Below are 17,661 nucleotides of genomic sequence, written 5' to 3'. Positions count from 1 at the left end.
CAGTGCATCGGTGCGTGACTGGAGTTGCGTGTTCTCCCATACCGTAATCTCTTCCCGACCGAGCGGGTCGGTGCTGCGGGTGACCAGGCCGTCTTCGTTATACCAGTAACGGGTTTCGCCGCCTTCTGCATCCACGTAGGTGGTACAGTGCTCTTCATCGTTATAGATAAAACGGTCGTTGTAATAGCCTTCGGTGGACAGGGTGCTCACGGCGCGCCCCTGCGGGTCGTAACGGATATCCACGCAGGTTTTATCCGTATCCCACCAGCGGATCATGTACCCATCAGGAGAATACTCATGATAAGAGTGAACGAACTGGAAAGTATCGCACTCTGCCAGATAGCCATTTTCATCGTACTGACAGGTCACAAGGCGCTGGTGTTGCGGTGTTGCCAGGTCAATGCTTGTCAGTTGAGCCTGTTGCCAGGCAAGCGCGAGCGTGTAACCGTCGCTGTGGCGGATTGCCGTCAGCAGGCCATCCGTGCGGATAAAATCAATCCGGTTGCCGTAGTTATCATGGACAGCAGACAGCAGATAAATGCCCGTACCTGCCAGGGAAAAAATCTGTGTCTGCTGTGTGCGGCGGTCAGACAGCGCCAGTTCTCCGCTCATGTCTCCCGTCAGCCGGTAGTGTGCCTGGCGGGAGTTGACTGCGCCGTTAAAAATACCGTCCTGCGGAATGGGGTAATACAGTTCCACTCCTTCACTGTCAGTGAAGTGCAGACAGCCGTCTGTGTGTATCTTCAGGGATACGGACCATTCATCGGTCCATCTGGGGCCAAAGATGCCGCCATGTTGTGCCTGAGAACGGTAAAACCGGGAAAGCGAGAGAGGAAGTGAGCCGGGAAGGGAGAGAACACTGAGATGCTGGAGAAAATCGCCGGTTCCGGCGTCCACGGGTTCGCCGGGTTTGGTACAATCACTACTTTTTGCACCTTTACCTTTGCCTTTATTGTTTTTCATTTTTCCTTTAATAATGCCGCCTTTCTTTTTGGCAGCGGCTTTCTTCCGGGCTTTTCTCAGCGCGCGGGAGCGCATTGCAGCCTCTTTCTCCAGCTTTTTCTTTGCGGCCCGTTCGGCGGCTTCTTTAGCCGCCTTTGCTGCTTTTCTTCCTTTGACAGCCATCCTGCCAGCCGCTGCCGCATCACCTATCCCCGGAAGCGAGGCCGCCACAGACATAAACGCGTCAGCATAATTACCACGCGCCAGGCTGATACCCGCATTCAGCATATCGGCAAAAAAACCAAAGCCCGGTGCAAACCCGGCAATATCCAGCCCTGTCTGCACCCAGTCCAGCCAGCTGCTCTTTTCTTCCTCTTCTTTCGTCTCAGGCTCATCAGGCGGGTCCGCTTCTTCCGCAGTCACACCAGCCGGAGGCGGCTGGCCCACTATCAGCCCGATGGTGTTGCGGCTGTTCATCCAGAACTCATCGTGGTGACGCAGTATCGGCTTGCCGCCAAAAAATACCGTCTCGCTGTGGTCCAGCGGCTCGCAGACATCACCCACTGTACCGCTGCTGACACCTTTTGCCGCACCTGCGGCATCGCCCTTTGTCTGAGGGATGGTGCTCTGGTTTAGGACCACAGCCGGGCAGCCGTTCAGCTTCACCGACTGCACCACCATCACTGCTTCAGCCATATTGGCTGTGACAGGGTAGGGGACAGGCGGTGTGGAATCTCCGCGTGGTGTTTTACAGACATCCGGTTTGGTGCTGATGACTTTCCATTGTCCGTGTTTACGGGCTGTAAAGTTGTCGGCCATCTTTATACACTCCTTGTTCTGTAGCGGGCTTCCAGTACCCGCACCGGTGGTGTGCTGTTGGGCAGCAGAAAGCGCCAGGTCAGTGCCACAGTCAGGGTGTCAGTATTGATTTCCACCGTGTCCAGCAACATGGGTAATGGCATTCGATGCCCGCTCATGGCGCGCAAGAGAAGGCGTCCTTCATGTGCGGGCAGAGTGAACCGGATATCGCCCTCCGGGCGAAACCCCGTCAGTACAAATCCCGGCCCCGGCAACGGAAAAGGTATTCGCTGGTCATCCGGGGCGCAGTTCCAGTAGTTAAAATCAAAATCATCCGGCAGGTCGGGGTGCTGTGTTTCCAGCCACTCCTGGTCATAGGTTCCCGCCAGCAGCAGACGCGGCCACCATGCGCGACCAACAGCACCAAAACCCGCAGGCTGAAATTCAGGGGCAAACCAGTCAGCGTTGCCCTCAAGACAGGCGGTGAACTGCTTCAGGGTAAACGGACTGTCCGCGGCAATGATACGGGGCGCTTCAACCTGCTGAACCTGACAGGCCCGCAGATACCACTGCTGCATATAGCCCAGCCCCAGCGGATTGACCGGACAGGCCATATGCGCCAGTGGCGGATTCTCCTGGTCGGGATGTTCCCGGCGCTGCTCTTCGGTCAGTCGATATTCTTCAGGGATGCGGCTGGCATATTCGCTGTCTGCCTCCACGCGGCATTCACCGCCGAAAGCGTAGCGGTAGTCCAGGGGCAGGGAGGTGAATGGCTCCGGATCGGTTTCGTACCACTGCCGGGTCAGCGGCTGGAAGCGGTAAAAGCGCTCGCCGGTTATCCGCAGTTTTTTGTCTATCAGTACCTCACCTGTCGATGAGAACATAAGGACACCTGCCGTCATTTCTGGTACGGCAACGCCCCCCGGTGTAAAAGCCGTTCCGTTAATGATGATGTCACAGGCGGGTTTCAGGGGAGCAAGGTCGCTTTCGCGCAGTACCGGAGAGGTGTTCATCTCCCCGGCATACTCATCCTCCACACACAGCGGCAATGGCGGGTTTTCCATCAGTTGCGCCTGCCACTGACCATTCTCGTCCTGCTTCAGCCGGAAGCCGGTTTTCATGGCGACCACACAATGACGCTCGTTGTGTTTGTCGTCCATCGCGTATTCCATTACGGAAAACGGCGTAAGATTTCTGAATTCCATTTTAAGCTCTCGCTACAGAGTGAAATAAAAGTACGGATACAGATATTGAGAGTGTTTATAGATAATTGATAATGCCTGAGGACATTTTTTTTCATTTTCCCAGACGGTATCTTGCGCATTATTACGGATTGATGTAATTTGTCTTTTAAAGCATCCTGTATCTGATGCATGTGGGCAAAAGGAATAAAAATGAAAAAATCAGCCAGCAAAAAGAAAGAGAAAATAAGGGATAAGATAGTGGATTGCGAGTTCAGTCAGAAAGAGTTTTTGCTTTTCAAAAAAAAATATTCAGGGACCTCTGACAGGCTTAATCAAACAGAACTACAAAATATCATTTTTATTATGGCAAAAAAGTTATTCCGCAAAGTCATTATCAATATTTTCGGTCTTTTGTTCTTTTCTATTCCAGGTATGGTTGCCGGATATCCTGGGTGGGTGTTTTGGTTTCTTCAGCCTGTGTTTTTGATTTATATGGCTGTATATATAACAGCCAGAATGAATGGGCATTCTGTATGTACAACGTTTAAACTGGCAAGGCTGGGGCTTTACCTGATCTTCATCCGTCAGCCATAATTAACTACTAAAATTATAATCGTTTATTTTCTATGCGTTTTATTTATTGTCTTTATGACTTTTTTTGCTCTATATGCCTGTAGCAATGGTGCAAAAAGATCAAATATTAAACATGTGATACCAAAGACACCAATGGCAAATAAAATATGCCCTAAAGTGTACCCATGTTCTTCACAAAGTCGGATATATGAATGAAAAATAATAACAAAAGTAAATATATGAATAAATAATGATCGTGAAAATCGTCGCGAAAGTTCAAAAACAGTATCATAGAGTGACGTAGAATATTTGTCTGAAATTTTTTTCAAATTATTAATTTGTTTTTTTGAAAAATTGTTTTCATACATAATTTTAATTAATTCGTCTTCGCTCATTTTAACTCTCCCTATAATATTATATGATATCAAGATATATAATAATGACCGTTATTGCAACTAGTAATCATTAAATGGGACAAGTGGTTGAGGTGGAGGTTCAGGTTCGGTTGCTGGTAAAGAAAAGTATGTTTGGGTACCAGAATACAGCGTCGCTGCATCCGGGAAAATTTCCGCAGACAATTCCATAGCGCTCATTGTTCTGAATCCCATTTCATAGTCAGAAGGGATATAACGAAACAGTCTCCAGGCATCGGGTACTAACTTAGTTCCGAATAGTGTAGTCGCAGATAATGCCAAGTCGATTCCGGCAAATGCCAGCTTTCCATAAGATCTATCATAACCTAATAAATTAGCCACCTCCCCGTAAATATAAGTTGCTGGCCCTGTAGCGTTATCATTCCCCAAAAATAAACTGTTACCATTTTCCCATACATTGGTAACTCCATGTAAAATGAGCATGGCACCCACAGCCGAACCTACCACCGTTGGCGAACCAACCGCAAGAAGTACCCCTCCGGATACAATCTGAAGCACTCCACCGATTAGTCCAATACTTTTAACGATATAGGATAATACACCGTTTATAATTCTAACTTCAACAGACGCTGCTGGTTGTACCTGTTTTGATTGCAACCAGATTACCTGTTTCTCAAGATATTCTTGTTCCTGCTGCAAGTAATTCAAAGCCAGAGTTTTTTCACCCTGTGAACCACTGCCACTAATACAAGTGAGTTGAGCTTCTGTAAATGCTTCAATATTTGTCACAAAGTCATATCGTACCTTATCATTTTTGATAAAACCAGAGGCGGTGATAGTCAGTTTTTTTAAAGACTCGGCCTCAAACTCACCTTGAGATCTGAAAAAACCATTTATAGTTTCACCGTTACCATTATTGCTTTTAGTATATTCAGCCATGCAATTTCTCTCTTCTGGCAAGTGCACGATATTTCGTGTATTGCAAATACTGACGTTAAATCTTTGTCGTCCGTTGCAGCTTTCATATCTTCCGATTCAAATCAGAAATCTTTTCCTTTCTAAATAGATACTATAAAAGTAATTATTTGCCTCAGAATGTCTCAATTAATGAATACGTCTTTACCTTTTATTTGTGCCTTACCACCGGCAGTAAAATCAAACTCAGTCCCAGAAATTGTCACCTTTCCGCCTTTTTCCAGAGTGATAGAACTGGCTCCGCATATCAGTTCAATTTTTTCACCCGCTTTTATGGTGGTGATTTTCGTGACGTCGAGTGTGTAATTCTCCTCAACCTTCACTTTCTGTGATTTTTTTACGGTTTCATTGTCTTCGCCGGTGATCGTGGTTTTCTGATCGCCACCCACATTTTTTTCGCGTTTTTCAGTGACATTCAGCGTCTGGTTGTTCTGAACCGTGACGGTCTGGTCATGGGCAACCGTTACTTTCTGATCGTGTCCGCCTTCTTTTTTACTGCCCACATTAACCGTTTGCCCCACAACCACCGTGACCATCTGATTATTCTTCACCGTTTCGGTATGGTCGTGGTCTACCGTTGTTGTCCGGTCATGCAGCACCTCTGTTATCATGTCCTTCTGTGCATGCATATAAAGCTGTTCGTTGCTGGTTGCATCCTCAAAGCGTAGTTCGTTAAAACCTTCACCTTTGTAGGTTTTTGAACGGATGGTCATCTGGGTTTTGGTACCAGGCAGACCACCCGGAGAACGGTTATCCTGGTGATAGGTACGCCCCATGATGATGGGCTGGTCCGGGTCGCCGTTTAAAAAATCGACAATCACTTCCTGGTCTATACGCGGAATGGCAAGGTTGCCGAATCCGGCACCTGCCCAGGCCTGCGACACGCGCACCCAGCAGGAGTTATTTTCATCTTTGGTCTGGGTTCTGTCCCAGTGAAACTTCACCCGTACACGCCCATGCTCATCGCAGAAAATTTCCTCGCCAGCCGGACCGGTAACGATGGCGCTCTGTGGGCCATCTACCTTTGGCTTTATCATTGGCTGTGGACGCCAGGTACGGTCTGCCGGGATAACAGTAAACTGGTTATGCATCGAGGTTCCGTAACCCTGGCTAGCATGTAATGCCTGCGGCTGTTCGCCCGTTAGTGTGCTACCGATCACTTGCCATTCCCGGTTCAGGGTTTTCTGTGGATGGTTCTCCAGTGTGAAACGGGTTCCTGGCCATAGCCTCGGCGAATTGCTGCTACCGCTGCCTAATTCCGCATCATTACGCAACCCATCCATCTGATAACGGGTAAAATCCTGCCCGTGCTGTTCATCCTTGAAACGTCCTGGATAGTCATAGATTTCATACTGTTCAAACTGGTTATTCAGATTCTTGCCCTGCTGGGTGTATTTACCTTCCCAGCCGGGGGTTTTAAAGGTGTAGTCTTTGCTCAGTATTGATGAAGGACGAACATTCGTTTCGTAATGAAACGCATTGATGCACTCCTTGTCGGCTTCAGTTCGGGTATTTGGGTTGAAGGTAATGGTTCCTATTGGCGACAGACCTACTGCATCATCACATAATGTCAGTTTCTGATCCGGACCGTTCGGGGCTAACTTATCATAAAAATAAATGCCTTCTTCTGCCCATAGCCGTGACAGAAATGCCAGGTCCGTTTCGCCATACTGTACGCAGAACTCGCGATTAGGGTGCTCACTGTTTAAGGATGGCTCCCAGTCTGTTACACCATTCTCATCCAGTAAGGTGGCTGAAATAGTTGCAATATCTTGCTGTTGAAAAATACGGAAATTCTGGCGCAGGCCGCTACGCCACAGAGGTGGCTGGATACGAAGGCGGTACTGCATCTGCCAGTTATTATTTTCTTTCATCCCGAAACTGGCTATCACACCTGTGACATAACGTAGCGCCTTAGGTCCTTGCCAGATGGTCAGCGTGGCCTTTTTCTCCAGTAGACTATTTGCTTTCAGGTCAAACACCTTGCTGGCGACATCTACATCCATAACAAATGGAAACGAGAAATTCTGCATCAGCCAGAAATTCACCACGGCGAAGGTGTCCGCATTTTGGCCGTCCACTTTCAGCGTAAAACGCAATCCTTTTAATGACATTTAGACCTCCCTGATGCTTACAGGAAAACACACACTCCACAGTTCAGTGGCTGTGACAGTACCGTGTTACGCTGGATTTCAGGCACGCTACCGCCGAAGTATCCGGCATCCGCCATCTCCCGTAAAAACGTAACCCCTTACTGACAACCTTTTTTTCCTGCGGTGTAATACAAAAACAGCACCCGGCCAGACGGTCGGATGCTGTTGTCTTAACTTATGCTTCCAGCGGCGCACGCCAGTCGTCAGCGCCAGAGGTGCCTGACTTAACGTGTTCCCATTCGATTTTGCGGTAGGCCAGCGAAACTTCGAGCAACTGGGTGAACTCGCGTTTCGCCGGGTCCTGGCAGTGCGGCATATGCAGCTTCATATCGACAATTGTCGAGTCTGTCAGGCGGGTGGTGAAGTAATGTTCCTGTTTGCCTTCCACAGAGGTGCGCCACCAGTGCAGTTCAGTGGTAGGCAGCATTTCACCGGAGGCCAGCGCGTTGTACAGCAGGGGGACTGCTTTGTTCAGCGCCACAGTGAAGATAAATGGCTTGTGAGCGCGCTGTCCGGCTGGCTGGCCAGATTGTGGGTCCGTCGGGACGGTGACGTTGTGTAGGAATTCCTGCACCAGCATTTCATCTTCATGGCCCTGCACGTAGATATTGCCGACGGAATCAGCAGTAAATGCACCTGCAGTGATATTTCCCTGGGTCTGACCGGTAATTGAGATATAACATGGTGTTGGCATTTGTAAACTCCTTGTGAATGTTATTAACAACAACTTACTGATGACCTGCCGTTAATCCCTGGCAGGCAGATAACGATACGGTTCATGCCTGGAACCACACCATTTCTCTGTGCTTGATTTACAGACAATGCGAATTGACGCTTGTCGTAATAATTGTTTTTACAAATTCTAAACTTTCTGTTTAGTTAAAATTGAATCAATGAGTGGATGATCGTTGGTGGTTAGTAAGTGTTTTCTAAACCACCGTCTATAAAAGGCATAACTTCATCATGAATATATATTATATTCTTTTTTAATTAATTATCATTTTGATAAAAAAATAAGGATATCCTTAATTAATTTCAAATTACAATCACGCGATTTATATATATTTTGCAATTCATAAATATTTCTTATGTTTCTTGATCAAAGATCTAAAATCAATGAGTTACATAATTTCCTATTGGGCATTGCGTGTTTAGTACGCATCGCTTCAGGCTTCTTGTTATGTTTGTTGTTCCTATTGTTTCGTGGAAGGATACCCCTTGAAAATTTTCTTTTCAAATGCTTTTCTGCGCGTAGAATGTGACGCTATGAATGTGTGGAAGTTTATTTTTTTAATGCCATTGGGCTGGTATTTGCTGTATTTTTTAAATGCAGAACATGCTGCGCTCATGGCCTGGATGATAACCATATGGATTATTCTTATGAGCAGCAGAAGAAATGACGGTGGTGGCAGTATTGCCCCAAAAGAAAGAGTAAATATTAAATTTAAGCCAAAAACGGGGAATCAGACAGCAGAAGTGGAATTACCGCTAAATCTGCTGGTTACTGGCAACCTGACAGGAGATGCAGTTGACACGCCACTGGATGAGCGCCAGCCCGTTGCCATCAACCGCAACAACTTTAACGCGGTACTGGATCAGGCGGGGATTGGCCGTGATTTTACCGTTCCATCAGCCCTCAGCGAAACGTCTGATACGCACATGAGCGTTAATCTGAAAATCAGGTCACTGGCCGATCTTTCTCCGGACAACATTGCCTCCCAGGTGCCGGAGATGCGCAAAATGCTCGAACTACGCGAAGCATTGGTGGCGCTTCGGGGGCCAATGGGCAATATACCTGCGTTCCGTGCACAACTTCAGGCATTGCTTGATGACGAAAAGAGCCGTGAGCAACTGATTGCAGAACTGGGCCTCGCAGGCCGGAAATAACTTGTACAAGGACTTCAGTATGTCAGAAACCACCTTACCGGAAGTATCTGCTTCCACTGCACCGGTCTCCTCGCCCACGCTGCTGGATGAAATCATGGCGCAGACTCGTTTTAAACCGGAATCAGAAAGCTACGATATTGCCCGTCAGGGCGTGACTGCTTTTATCACTGCGCTGTTACAAAGTGATGAAGAGGCGGAGTCCGTCGATATTCTTGCCGTCAATGGCATGATTGCCGACATCGATGAGCGCATGGGGCGTCAAATGGATTTGATTCTCCATGCCCCGGAGTTTCAGGAACTGGAGTCGTTCCTGCGTTCACTGAAACTGCTGGTTGACCATGCCGATCCGCGCGAAAACATCAAAATTCATCTGATGCATGCTACCAAAGAAGAACTACTGGATGACTTTGAATTTGCTCCAGAAATTACCCAGTCAGGATACTACCGGCATGTTTATTCCAGTGGTTTCGGCCAGTTTGGTGGAGAGCCAGTTGCCGCTGTTATTGGTAACTACGCTTTCGATAATACCGCCGCCGATATGAAGCTGCTGAAATATATCAGCGCAGTCAGCGCGATGGCTCACTGCCCGTTCCTGTCTTCCGTTTCCCCTGATTTCTTTGGCCTGGATTCGTTTACCGAACTTCCTGGTATCAAGGATGTTGCCGCCATTTTCGAAGGCCCGGCTTACACCAAATGGCGTTCACTGCGTGAGTCAGAAGACTCCCGAAATCTCGGTCTGACAGCACCGCGTTTCCTGTTGCGTCACCCTTATGCGCCTGATGAGAATCCGGTGAAAAGCTTTAATTATCATGAAAATGTCAGCAAAAACCACGAACACTATTTGTGGGGCAACACCGCGTTTCTGCTGGCAGCAAACATGGCTGAGAGTTTCATGTCAACGCGCTGGTGCCCGAATATTGTCGGTCCACAAAGTGGTGGTGCTGTAAAAGATTTGCCCGTGCATTTATATGAGGCTATGGGCCAGCTTCAGGCTAAAGTCCCGACGGAAATTCTCATTACCGACAGACGGGAGTATGAGCTGGCAGAGCAGGGTTTCATCACTCTGACTATGCGTAAAGGCTCTGACAATGCAGCATTTTTCTCCGCCAATTCAGTACAGAAGCCGAAAGTATTCCCCAATACGCCGGAAGGAAAAGAAGCCGAGACTAACTACAAACTGGGCACTCAGCTTCCTTATCTGTTCATTATCAACAGGCTGGCGCATTACATTAAAGTGCTTCAGCGCGAACAGTTGGGTTCATGGAAAGAGCGTGGAGATCTTGAACGCGAGTTAAACACCTGGATTCGTCAGTATGTGGCTGACCAGGAAAACCCGCCTTCAGAAGTTCGCAGCCGCAAGCCATTACGCCAGGCAAAAATTGAAGTTGCTGATGTTGAAGGTGAACCGGGCTGGTATCAGGTCAATATCGCAGTACGTCCGCACTTCAAATACATGGGGGCTTCATTTGAATTATCCCTGGTCGGACGTCTGGACAAGGAGTGAGCATGGTAACGGAACGGGAGTCGGGAGGAAGTTTGTTTGAGCGTATTGGTGAGGCGGTAAATCCCTCTTCGCGTCAACGTCCAAAGGTGGCGTTGTTGCATTCTGTTCGCAATAACCTGCGCAATATACTCAACACCCGTTCTGGTAGTTGCCACGGTTCTCCGGAGCTTGGGATTGTAGATTTTAATGATGGCTCCCCTGACTCCATGAACATCCGGGACTGGATGGTTCTGGCTATTAAAAATAGCATTCTGCGTTACGAACCCCGCATTTCTGATGTGGTGGTTAGTGCTGCCGAAGAGGAAATGCACGCGCCACTGGAGCTAGGTTTTCATATTGTAGCGTACATAGATTTCTGTGACCGACAGGATGTTCTGGAATTTGATATTTTGCTGGATAACCACCAGCATTGGTGTGTGGAGTAATCTGATGGCCTTCGAAGAACGTTACTATCGAGAAGAGCTTGATTATCTACGTCAGCTTGGCAAGCTGCTGTCACAGGAGAAACCTTATCTGGCCCGCTTTCTGGCTGAAAAGGAAGGTGATCCTGATGTAGAACGCCTGATGGAGGCGTTTGCGTTTCTCTCGGGCGGTTTGCGACAAAAGCTGGAGGATGAATTCCCGGAATTTACGCATAGCCTGATTAATATGTTGTGGCCTAACTATTTACGCCCGGTTCCGGCAATGGCAGTGATTGAATACCAACCCCGTAAGGAACTGAAATCATCCGTCCAGGTACACCGCGACGAGCTGATAAAAACGCAGACAGGCAGCAGTATGCGAAATTATGCTCGGGGTGCGTTAACCTATGATGATAACAAAGCCGCACTGCCGAACTGCTATTTCACACTGGCGCGTGATATCTGGCTACAACCCCTGATGGTAAGGGATGTACGGAATACCAGTACCCTCAAAGAAGGTGTCATTGAGATAGATTTTTTCACTGAGGGAAACGTTTCTCCCGGTGAACTGGATCTGAATAAGCTCTCCTTCTGGCTGGGAAATGAGGATGATTATACCCGCCATCAACTCTATCTGTGGTTTAGTGAGCGTCTGATGGATGCGGAACTGGTAGCCGGAGATCACCGTGTGGCGCTGCCGGATCTGTGGCTTGAGGCTGCGGGATTTGAGCGGGAGGATGCGCTGCTGCCGTGGCCGAAAAACGTACATAATGGCTACCGTGTACTTCAGGAGTATTTCTGTTATCCGGAGAGCTTTTTCTTCTTTCATCTGCGGGAGGCTGCACCGTTGCCGAAAGGCTTCCCGCTCCATGCTTTTACACTAAGACTGCACTTTAATCTGCCTCTTCCGGTGGATGTTAAGCTGCGTAAGGCTTCACTTCGTCCATATTGCACACCAGCAGTGAACCTGTTTGTCCATCATTCTGAACCAGTGAGGCCCGATGACAGTGCGCCACAGTACCCATTAACGGCCAGCCAACAGTATCCAGAGTTCTATGATATTTTTCAGATAAAATCTGTTTCCAGCAAACTTCCAACGGTCAGCAAAGGGGAAAAGTATCGCCTCTGGCCTGAATTTGAGGGTTTTCAGCACCAGATCGAGTACAGCCGTCAGCGTGAAGTCGTTTACTGGCATCACCGCACAAAAACGTCACTGTTTCACCGGGGACTGGATCATTCCATTGCCTTTGTCCATGCTGATGGCAGCCTGCCGGAGCAGGCCCTACTGGACGGAGAAGTGTTCACGGCCTCGCTGGTATGCACCAACCGGATGTTGCCCGCGTCACTGCATGTGGGTGATATCTGTGAAGCCGTGAATAAAAAACCGGCAGTGGCTTCCTTCAGCAATGTCACCCGGCCAACCCGTCCGTTATACCCGGTGACGGATGGTGATATGCACTGGTCGCTGATTTCAAGCATGAACCTGAACTACCTCTCGCTGCTGGACAGGGAAGCACTGGTTCAGGTACTGCGTACTTTTGATTTACCAGGCATTCATCACCCGCAGCAGGCCCGGCTTTCCTCCCAGAAGCTGGATGCCATCGAAAAAATGGAATCCCGTCCCGTCGATCGCCTGTTTAAAGGCATACCGGTCCGCGGTCTCTCCACCACGCTGTGGATTAACCCCGCACCCTTTGTCTGTGAGGGGGAGATCTATTTGCTGGGGACGGTGCTCTCATACTTCTTTGCCCTTTATGCCAGCATCAACTCATTTCACTGCCTCAAAATTATTAACACGGAAAGTCAGGAGTCCTGGGAATGGCAACATACGGGCCAGCACGCCCTGATATAGAGGGAACGGGAATACTCCCGGATGTGCGCGGGATAAATTTTTATGTGCTGATGGAATCACTGTACCGCCGATATGGTGCACCGAATCAGGATCCGTCCCTGCGCACCGAGCCAGAAAAGGAAGTGGCGCTGTTTAAATCTGACGCCAGTATTGCCTTTCCCTGTAGCGACCTGAGCACGCTTGAGCGCAGTGATTCCGGGCAGTTTACCCTGACCACAAAATTTCTCGGTTTCTCCGGCGGTCAGTCTCCGCTACCCGGTTATTACCTGGATCGGATGGCGCGGGAATCCGCACAGAATGAAGAAGGGCTGAAAGCATTTCTTGATCTGTTCAGCCACCGCTGGACGCAATTTGCCTACCATGCCTGGCGTAAGTACCGCTATTACATCTGTTTTCGCAACGGTGGGACGGATGCCTTTTCACAGCGAATGTATGCGCTGGTTGGGCTGGGCAACCAGAGTGTGCGTGACAGGCTTGCCATCAACCACAGCAAAATGCTCGCGTATGCCGGAATTCTGGCAACGCCGGGGCGCTCGCCGGATGTGGTGTGCAACCTGGTCAGCCACTGCTTTGATCTGCCGGATGTCAGTATTGAAAGCTGGCAGTTACGTAAGGTGGTCATTGCGCCTGACCAGCAGAACCGGCTGGGCGTACGTAATGTTAAAAAGAAAACCGCCGGATACGTACCGGGGCGCTCCGTCATTGGCGTTAATTTTACGCTGGGTGCCAGAGTGCCTGATCGCAGCGGAAAATTTCTGCTGCGGTTAAGTAATCTTTCCATGGCGCGCTATCTGTCGTTTTTACCGGAAGGCGAAAACCACCAGGCGCTGACCATGTTTATTGCCTTTCTGTTGCGCGATCAGTTTGCCTGGGATCTCCGGCTGGATCTGGCTTCGGAACAGGCAAAAGGAATGCTGCTGGGTGACAGTTCCCGCTCCTGCATCGGACGCACGGCGTTTATTGGTCAGCCCAAAACGCCGCCTTCCGTCACCCTTCACATCAGGGATTAATTTTATGGAATCGCATATGGCTGAAGAAAAAACGCAGTCCTCCCGGCTCTCAATGACATTACAGGTGATGAACGGTAATGAACTGGAGAGCGGACGTGCCGCAAAATGCCTCTTTACTGCTGATGGCGGGGATATCGGTAACCTGCCTGAGTGCCACTGGCCGGTACAGGACAGGGCCGGCTCCGTTGCCGGTCGCGCCTGCCAGGTGGTGGTGCATGACGGCACATTTTGTCTGAAGAGTCTGGGTACAGGACTGATGATTAACCTGGCTCCGGTTGCCCCGGATGCCGGGCTGGTACGACTTCGACAGGGGGACGAGATAGTGCTGGGGGCGCTGGCGCTGAAGGTGTTTATCCACACAGGAAAACTGATCACTTACAGTGAACAGATGGCAGCACCTGAAACTATCGTCACTAACCGTGACCGTCTGGCGGACTCATTGCTGACAACGGACGGTCAGCCTGCATATCCAGGTATGCCCCAGCGACACCAGCTTGCAGATACTGTGGTCAATAGTTTTTCAGCCGATCCGTTGCAGGCGCTTCAGGCCGAAAGTCTGACGGTGGCGGGTGATCCTCTCTCCGGGATCGTCCCAACCCGCTCTTCAGCTCCCGTCAGGGATGGTGTGATCGACAAACCGTTTATGGATCTGCCTCCGGTGCATCCCGATCCGCAGCAAAGGCATGATGATTCCGTTAATCCGACAGACATCGCACAACTCCATCTTGCCGTTACCCCGCTACTGCGTGGGCTGGGTAGTACCCTGGCTGTACGCAACTCGCAGGATGCGGATGATTTTCTCGAAGAGGCCGGACGCACATTGCAGGCGGTAATAAAAGGGTTACTCGATCTACAACATCGCCGTAACAGCCTGTCGGATAAACATTTGCGCCCGCTGGAAGATAACCCGCTGCGGCTGAACATGGATTATGCCACCGCGCTTGATGTGATGTTTGCAGAGGGCAAAAGCCCGGTACATCTGGCTGCCCCCGCCGCCGTCAGCGAAAGCCTGCGCAATGTCCGCCACCACGAAGAGGCTAACCGGGCGGCGATTGTGGAGTCGCTGCGCGTGCTGCTGGATGCGTTTTCACCACAGAGCCTGATGCGCCGTTTTGTCCAGTACCGCCGCAGCCATGAACTCCGTCAGCCGCTGGATGCCGCCGGAGCCTGGCAGATGTACAGCCATTATTACGACGAACTGGCGTCCGATCGCCAGCAGGGATTCGAAATGCTGTTTAACGAAGTCTATGCCCAGGTCTATGACCGGGTACTGCGTGAGAAACAGCGGGAGCCGGAAGCATGACCGGGCGCTTCTTTTGCGTCTACATGATGGTGGTGCTGTTCAGCCTCACCCTGACAGGCTGCGAAACGGTGAAAAAGCTCAGCCAGGTTATCAAGAACCCGGATATTCAGGTCGGGAAACTGGCGGATCAGTCTTCAGAGGTGACGGTCACGTTGCTGACTGAACCGGACACAAATATTAATGCAGAAGGTGAGGCGGCGGCAGTTGATGTGCAACTGATTTATATGAGCGACGACTCTAAGTTGCAGGCAGCCGACTATGACCAGATCGCCAGTACGCCGTTGCCGGATGTGCTGGGTAAAAACTATATCGACCACCAGGACTTTAACCTGCTGCCGGACTCCATTAAAACCCTGCCGTCGGTAAAACTGGATGAGAAAACGCAGTTTATCGGTGTCGTGGCCTACTTCTCCGATGACCAGGCGACCGAATGGAAACAAATCGAAGCAGTGGAAGGTACGGGCCATAACTACCGTTTGCTGGTGCATGTAAGGCAAAACAGCATCGAAATGAAAAAAGAGGAAAACTGACAATGGCGACCATGAAAAACAGGGTGATCTGGCAGGAAGGGTTGTTTGCCCTGCCGCAGCATTTTCAGCAACAGCAGCGGAACCAGGAGTATTTGCTGAACCAGCGTATCAGCGCACAGGATGATTTTGCCTGGGGCTTCACGTCATTGTCGATTAACACCGAGCTGCTGGCCCAGGGAAAACTCATGCTCGACAACGCAGCAGGCTGTATGCCGGATGGTACGGTGTTCAGCATTCCGGAGCAGGATCAGCTTCCTGTCCCGTATCAGCCGCTTGATCTCTCAAAACCCGGAAGCCATGACATTTATCTGGCGCTGCCTGTCATCAGCGATATTACCTGTGAAATTGAGGGACGTCAGAGCGCAGGGCAGGGGACGGAGCGTTACCGCCTGGCCCGTGCTGATGTCCGTGATTTGCACTCTGATGATGGCGATGTACAGCAAATTGTCCTCGGGCAACTTGCGCCCAAAATTGTCAGCGGTGCGGATGATCTCAGCGCAATGGTGACGCTGCCGCTGTGCCGTATCCGCGACAAGCTGGCTAATGGCGCGCTGGTGCTGGACGACAGTTTTATTCCCACCTGTCAGGCCATCAAGGTCAGTCCGGTACTCAGCGGGTTTGCCGGTGATGTGCAGGGGCTTATCAGCAACCGCGCCAGCGAACTGGCAAAGCGTATTGGCTCGCCAGAGCAAAGCGGCATTGCCGATGTGGCCGAGTTTATGATGTTGCAGATGCTTAACCGCAGCCAGATGCACTTCACTCACCGCACGCACCTGCATACCCTGCATCCGGAAACCTTTTATCTGGATCTGGTTCGCCTGCTGGGTGAACTGATGACCTTCACGGAGGACAGCCGTCTTCCCTGTCCGGTGGAGGTGTACAGTCACCGCGATCTGACCCACTCATTCAGTACCGTGATCCCGGAACTGCACCGGGCGCTCAATACTGTACTGATGCCGCGTGCGCAGAACCTGCCGCTGGTCTTCTCGGATGGGTTTTATGTCGCCACCGTTAACGATCCCACACTGTTGCAGTCCGGCACCTTTATTCTGGCAGTGCGTGCGCGAATGCCTCACAGCCAGCTTATCCACCAGTTTACCCAGCAGTCAAAAATCGCCGCCACCAACAAAATCCGCGATATGGTCAGCGTCCAGGTGCCGGGCGTGCCGCTGACGCCACGGACCGCCGCACCGCGCCAGTTACCCTATCACGACGGTTATGTTTACTTCGAACTCGACAAAGGCGTTGCTGCCTGGCAGGACGTGATGAAAGCCGGGGCACTGGCGCTGCATATTTCCGGCACTTTTCCGGATCTGGGGGTACAACTGTGGGCGATAAGAGGTTAAGGCCATGAACGATCCGTTCATCCTGCCAGCCAGTGAAAATGAATATCTGGCTATGGGGAATATACCGGAGAGGCAGGGTACCGTGGTGCCGGACAGCGATGGCGATATTTCCAGCCGCCAGTACCGGTTGCCCCTGCGCGGTAACAGTCTGAACCCGATGATCGATGCCGCCACGCCGTTACTGGGGATGGTGATGCGCCTGGACGGGATGAACAGTCAGACCATGCCGGAACATCTTTTTGCACAGGTTGTGACCGACGTTCAGGCAGTGGAGCAATTACTCCAGGAGCAGGGCTATGAGCCTGGCGTGATCGTCTCTTTTCGCTATGTTCTGTGCACTTTTATCGATGAGGCTGCGCTGGGTAACGGCTGGTCGAATAAGAATGAGTGGATCAAACAGTCGCTGCTGGTCCATTTCCACAATGAAGCCTGGGGGGGGGAGAAGGTCTTCATCCTGCTGGAGCGCCTGATCCGTGAGCCAAAACGCTACCAGGATCTGCTGGAGTTTATCTTTATCTGTTTTTCGCTGGGATTTCGCGGGCGCTACAAAGTGGCCGTCCAGGATCAGGGGGAGTTTGAGCGGATCTACCGCCGTTTGCACCACGTCCTGCATACGTTGCGTGGCGATGCCCTCTTCCCATTACTGCACCAGGACAAAAAGACCCAGGGCGGGCGCTATCAGTTAATGAAACGCCTGACCGTAAAGCATGTCCTGCTGGGAGGCGTGGTGGTACTGGCATTGTTTTATCTGTTCTACATGCTGCGTCTGGACAGTCAGACGCAGGATATTCTGCATCAACTGAACCGGCTGCTCGCCAGGTAAGGACAC

At 50.5% G+C, this 17,661-nt stretch carries 16 protein-coding genes; 10 read left to right on the top strand and 6 right to left on the bottom strand.

The annotated features are described in order from the left end of the window. On the bottom strand, positions 1-1,761 hold a 1,761-nt coding region (locus D9597_RS17575; RefSeq protein WP_240780437.1), incomplete at its 3' end, for a PAAR-like domain-containing protein. A gap of 2 nt (positions 1,762-1,763) precedes the next feature. Next, a complete protein-coding gene (locus tag D9597_RS17570; protein ID WP_130223692.1) occupies positions 1,764-2,945 on the bottom strand; it encodes a DUF2169 domain-containing protein in 1,182 nt (393 codons plus the stop codon). Positions 2,946-3,134: 189 nt separating this feature from the next. Here D9597_RS17570 and D9597_RS17565 point away from each other — a divergent pair, with 189 nt between their 5' ends. Beyond that, entirely contained in the window at positions 3,135-3,518 is a 384-nt protein-coding gene (locus D9597_RS17565; RefSeq protein ID WP_130223690.1) for a hypothetical protein, read from the top strand. A gap of 23 nt (positions 3,519-3,541) precedes the next feature. On the opposite strand, the gene D9597_RS17560 is transcribed toward D9597_RS17565, so the two are convergent. The 4 genes from D9597_RS17560 to D9597_RS17545 all read right to left on the bottom strand — a co-directional run bounded on the left by D9597_RS17560 (position 3,542) and on the right by D9597_RS17545 (position 7,693). After that, positions 3,542-3,892, bottom strand: a complete 351-nt coding sequence (locus tag D9597_RS17560) for a hypothetical protein (RefSeq protein WP_130223688.1) — start codon at positions 3,890-3,892, stop codon at positions 3,542-3,544. Positions 3,893-3,952: 60 nt separating this feature from the next. Further along, the gene (locus D9597_RS17555) at positions 3,953-4,810 is read right to left on the bottom strand and encodes a DUF4225 domain-containing protein (RefSeq protein ID WP_130223686.1); all 858 of its coding nucleotides are present in this window, start codon (positions 4,808-4,810) and stop codon (positions 3,953-3,955) included. A 161-nt stretch (positions 4,811-4,971) separates the two neighbouring features. Next, a complete protein-coding gene (gene tssI, locus D9597_RS17550) occupies positions 4,972-6,960 on the bottom strand; it encodes a type VI secretion system tip protein VgrG (protein ID WP_130223684.1) in 1,989 nt (662 codons plus the stop codon). Between the two features lie 214 nt (positions 6,961-7,174). Beyond that, the gene (locus D9597_RS17545; protein ID WP_016159310.1) at positions 7,175-7,693 is read right to left on the bottom strand and encodes an Hcp family type VI secretion system effector; all 519 of its coding nucleotides are present in this window, start codon (positions 7,691-7,693) and stop codon (positions 7,175-7,177) included. Positions 7,694-8,379: 686 nt separating this feature from the next. On the opposite strand from D9597_RS17545, the gene tssB reads away from it, so the two are divergent. From tssB to icmH, 9 genes are read left to right on the top strand one after another with little or no spacing between them, the layout of a single operon-like run. Beyond that, a complete protein-coding gene (tssB, locus tag D9597_RS17540; protein WP_130223682.1) occupies positions 8,380-8,886 on the top strand; it encodes a type VI secretion system contractile sheath small subunit in 507 nt (168 codons plus the stop codon). Between the two features lie 19 nt (positions 8,887-8,905). Further along, positions 8,906-10,390 (top strand): type VI secretion system contractile sheath large subunit, encoded by a 1,485-nt coding sequence (gene tssC, locus D9597_RS17535; RefSeq protein WP_130223680.1) that lies wholly within the window; start codon positions 8,906-8,908, stop codon positions 10,388-10,390. A 2-nt stretch (positions 10,391-10,392) separates the two neighbouring features. Further along, positions 10,393-10,815 carry a type VI secretion system baseplate subunit TssE gene (gene tssE, locus D9597_RS17530; RefSeq protein ID WP_130223678.1) on the top strand — a complete coding sequence of 141 codons (423 nt, stop codon included), beginning with the start codon at positions 10,393-10,395 and terminating at the stop codon, positions 10,813-10,815. Between the two features lie 4 nt (positions 10,816-10,819). Continuing rightward, on the top strand, positions 10,820-12,643 hold the full coding sequence (tssF, locus tag D9597_RS17525) for a type VI secretion system baseplate subunit TssF (RefSeq protein ID WP_130223676.1): 1,824 nt from the start codon (positions 10,820-10,822) through the stop codon (positions 12,641-12,643). Further along, the gene (gene tssG / locus D9597_RS17520) at positions 12,610-13,653 is read left to right on the top strand and encodes a type VI secretion system baseplate subunit TssG (RefSeq protein ID WP_130223674.1); all 1,044 of its coding nucleotides are present in this window, start codon (positions 12,610-12,612) and stop codon (positions 13,651-13,653) included. Before tssF ends, tssG begins: the two co-directional genes overlap by 34 nt. A 16-nt stretch (positions 13,654-13,669) precedes the next feature. Further along, positions 13,670-14,956 carry a type VI secretion system-associated FHA domain protein TagH gene (tagH, locus tag D9597_RS17515; protein ID WP_130223672.1) on the top strand — a complete coding sequence of 429 codons (1,287 nt, stop codon included), beginning with the start codon at positions 13,670-13,672 and terminating at the stop codon, positions 14,954-14,956. Then, on the top strand, positions 14,953-15,486 hold the full coding sequence (gene tssJ, locus D9597_RS17510) for a type VI secretion system lipoprotein TssJ (RefSeq protein ID WP_130223670.1): 534 nt from the start codon (positions 14,953-14,955) through the stop codon (positions 15,484-15,486). The genes tagH and tssJ overlap by 4 nt, the downstream gene beginning before the upstream one ends. Before the next feature lie 2 nt (positions 15,487-15,488). Next, positions 15,489-16,832, top strand: coding sequence for a type VI secretion system baseplate subunit TssK (gene tssK, locus D9597_RS17505; RefSeq protein ID WP_130223668.1), 1,344 nt, complete (start codon positions 15,489-15,491; stop codon positions 16,830-16,832). Positions 16,833-16,884: 52 nt separating this feature from the next. Continuing rightward, positions 16,885-17,655, top strand: coding sequence for a type IVB secretion system protein IcmH/DotU (gene icmH / locus D9597_RS17500; RefSeq protein ID WP_130223714.1), 771 nt, complete (start codon positions 16,885-16,887; stop codon positions 17,653-17,655). Positions 17,656-17,661: the final 6 nt, after the last annotated feature.

The sequence above is a fragment of the Escherichia sp. E13S3 genome (assembly GCF_004212325.1).
GTDB lineage: Bacteria > Pseudomonadota > Gammaproteobacteria > Enterobacterales > Enterobacteriaceae > Escherichia.
Note: the sequence above shows the minus strand (reverse complement) of the source record. Positions and strands in the feature narration are given on the sequence as shown.